We start from the raw sequence: 2797 nt of genomic DNA on the forward strand, positions 1-2797 counted from the left end.
GCCGAGCGGGCCGCGCTGCTGGCCCGCCGGCACCCGGGCGCGCTGGCCGAGGCGATGGAGGGCTTCGGGGTCGCGGAGGCCGCGGCGGCCTGCGGCGGGGTACCCGTACTGGAGGTCCGCGCCGTCTCCAACGCGGTGGGCCCGCGCGACCGCGCCGCCTGGCGGTTCGCGGAGGCGCTGGACGCCCTGACCGCGGCCTTCGGCGAGATCGTGCCCGTACTCGACGGTTGGAGGGACCTTGACCGGCGCCAGGACTGAGCCGCCGCTGCGGATCGCCCACTCCCCCTGCCCCAACGACACCTTCGTCTTCCACGCCTGGTCGCACGGCCTGGTGCCGGGCGCGCCTGAGCTGGATGTGACGTTCGCGGACATCGACGTCACCAACGGCATGGCCGAGCGCGGCGAGCTGGACGTGCTGAAGGTCTCCTACGCCGTTCTGCCGTGGGTGCTGGACGAGTACGCGCTGCTGCCGTGCGGCGGCGCGCTGGGACGCGGCTGCGGCCCGCTGGTGCTCACCCGCGGGCCGGGCGCGGAAGCGGATCTGCGCGGCGCGACGGTCGCGGTGCCCGGCGAGCGCTCGACGGCGTACCTGCTGTTCCGGCTGTGGGCGGCCGAGCGGGTGCCGGGCGGGGTCGGGAAGATCGCCGTGCTGCCCTTCCACGAGATCATGCCCGCCGTGCGCGACGGCCGGGTGGACGCCGGGCTGGTCATCCACGAGGCCCGCTTCACCTACCAGGACTACGGCCTGCACCGGCTCGCCGACATGGGCGAGTACTGGGAGGGCACGACCGGGCTGCCGATCCCGCTGGGCGCGGTCGTCGCCAGGCGCTCGCTGGGCGCGCCGGTGCTGCGGGGGCTCGCCGAGGCGGCCCGCGCCTCGGTGCGGATGGCCTGGGACGACCCTGTGGCCTCACGGCCCTACGTGCTGGAGCACGCCCAGGAGATGGACCCGTCGGTCGCGGACCGGCACATCGGGCTGTACGTCAACGAGTTCACCGCCGACCTCGGCGAGAGCGGATACGCGGCGGTGCGCGGGCTGCTCACGCGCGCCGCGGCCGAGGAGCTGGTGCCGCCCCTGGGCCCCGGCGCGCTGGATTTCGTGTAGCGCCGGGCCGGGCGCCCGGTCAGACGTCGAGCTGGTCGGCCACGACGCGGAGCATGCCCGCGATCTTGTGGCCGTGCTGGCGGTCGGGGTAGCGGCCCCGCTCCAGCTGCTGGGCGACCCCGTCCAGCAAGGTGGTGAGGTCCTGCACGATCGACGCCAGCTCGTCCGGCTTGCGGCGCTGGGCGGCGGCCACGGAGGGGGCCGGGTCCAGCAGGGTGACCGAGAGCGCCTGGTCGCCGCGCTGGCCCGCGACGACCCCGAACTCGACGCGCTGGCCGGGCCGCAGCGCGGTCACCCCGGACGGGAGCACCGACGAGTGCACGAAGACGTCGCCACCGTCGTCGCGGGAGAGGAAACCGAAGCCCTTCTCACTGTTGAACCACTTGACCTTGCCGGTAGGCACGTCCGTCCTCGTCCTCGTAATTCGTCCGGATGACCGGGCTACGACCTGCTGGGAAAAACACGAATGCTTGAAAGGGCAACGGTTCCGCACAAGACCGCGGCGGGCCGAATGACCCGCCGTCACCAAGACTAATGATCCGCTCCCCGGTGACAAGGCGCCCCGGACCGCCTCCCCCGTGTCCCGCGCACGTCCTCACACGGAACTACCCTGTCCTGGTGACCAGTGAAACGTCCCGCGCGGGAGATCTGCTCGTCCGTATCGGCACCGTCGTCTTCGTCGTCGGCGCGGTGGCCACTCTCGCGACCATCACCCCCCTGTTCCTGGGCTCCGACCCGCTGCCCACGGCCGCGTACCTCGTCAGCATGCTGATGGGCGTCGGCTTCGCCGTCGCCGGCGCGGGGGTGCTGCGGTCGATCGCCGTGCAGCGCCGCGAGGCGCGTTCGGCGGCCCGCCGTTAGCGCCTGAGCGGCCGGGCCGCTCAGGCCGCGTACGCCTCCAGCCAGGCGGGGAAGGCCGTCAGGTCCTCCAGCACCACATCGGCCCCCGCCTCCCGCAGCTCCGCCGCGCCGCACGGGCCCGTCGGCACCGCCACCGACAGGGCCCCGGCCGCCCGTGCCCCCCGCACGTCGCCCAGGTGGTCCCCGACGTAGACGCCCGCGCCGTGCTCGACCAGCGCCTGCGCCTTGGCCTCCGCCCACAGCCAGCCGACCACCGCGTCCGGCGCGATGCCCAGGTGGTCGAGGTGGAGCTTGGCGTTGGGCTCGTGCTTCGCGGTGACCACGATCGCCGTGCCACCCGCCCGCCGGACCGCCTCCACCGCCTCCCGGGCGCCGGGCATGGGCAGGGTCGGCTCGATGGCGTGGCTCACGTACAGCTCCCGGTAGCGGGCGCCGGCCTCGTCGATCTCCTCCTCGGGGAACCAGTGCGCCAGCTCGGCCTCCAGCGGCGGCCCGAGGCGGGTGACGGCCAGGTCGGCGTCGATGTACACGCCGGTCTCGGCGGCCAGGGCCAGATAGGTCGCCCGGATGCCGGGGCGTGAGTCGATCAGCGTCATGTCCAGGTCGAAGCCGACCGTCACAGCACGAGAAGCCATGCCCCACATTGTGCACTCCGCGACATAGATGGTTAGGCTCACCTAACCTGAACTGGCCGGTTCTGCGGCCTCCGTGACGCGGAGCCGGTCCTGCCCTGCCCTGTCCTGTCCCTGTCAGCCCGCACACCCTTCGAGGTCGCAGATGCCCGCCGCCCCAGCACCCGCCGTGCCCGGCCGGCCGGCGGCCGGTCCGCGC

Annotated in this window: 4 protein-coding genes and 1 pseudogene; 3 read left to right on the forward strand and 2 right to left on the reverse strand. The window is 73.8% G+C overall.

Features of this window, described 5'->3' with window-relative positions:
• A pseudogene (locus AC2CJA_RS25845) lies at nt 1–258 on the forward strand (futalosine hydrolase); the annotation flags it as partial.
• The gene (locus tag AC2CJA_RS25850; RefSeq protein ID WP_484605090.1) at nt 239–1105 is read left to right on the forward strand and encodes a 1,4-dihydroxy-6-naphtoate synthase; all 867 of its coding nucleotides are present in this window, start codon (nt 239–241) and stop codon (nt 1103–1105) included. The pseudogene AC2CJA_RS25845 and the gene AC2CJA_RS25850, both read left to right, overlap by 20 nt.
• Nucleotides 1106–1124: 19 nt before the next feature.
• Here AC2CJA_RS25850 and AC2CJA_RS25855 read toward each other — a convergent pair whose 3' ends face one another.
• The gene (locus tag AC2CJA_RS25855; RefSeq protein WP_101258903.1) at nt 1125–1508 is read right to left on the reverse strand and encodes a cold-shock protein; all 384 of its coding nucleotides are present in this window, start codon (nt 1506–1508) and stop codon (nt 1125–1127) included.
• Nucleotides 1509–1723: 215 nt separating this feature from the next.
• Between AC2CJA_RS25855 and AC2CJA_RS25860 the strand changes: the two genes are divergently transcribed.
• Nucleotides 1724–1966, forward strand: a complete 243-nt coding sequence (locus AC2CJA_RS25860) for a hypothetical protein (RefSeq protein WP_484605091.1) — start codon at nt 1724–1726, stop codon at nt 1964–1966.
• Between the two features lie 20 nt (nt 1967–1986).
• On the opposite strand, the gene AC2CJA_RS25865 is transcribed toward AC2CJA_RS25860, so the two are convergent.
• Nucleotides 1987–2601: an HAD family hydrolase gene (locus AC2CJA_RS25865; RefSeq protein WP_484605092.1), complete on the reverse strand. Its 615-nt coding sequence runs from the start codon at nt 2599–2601 to the stop codon at nt 1987–1989.
• Nucleotides 2602–2797: the final 196 nt, after the last annotated feature.

The organism is Streptomyces sp. ATLC9 (assembly GCF_057196705.1).

Coding starts and splice junctions, on each gene's coding strand:
- AC2CJA_RS25865 (WP_484605092.1), bottom strand. CDS start 2,601: ATGGCTTCTCGTGCTGTGACGGTCGGCTTCGACCTGGACATGACGCTG.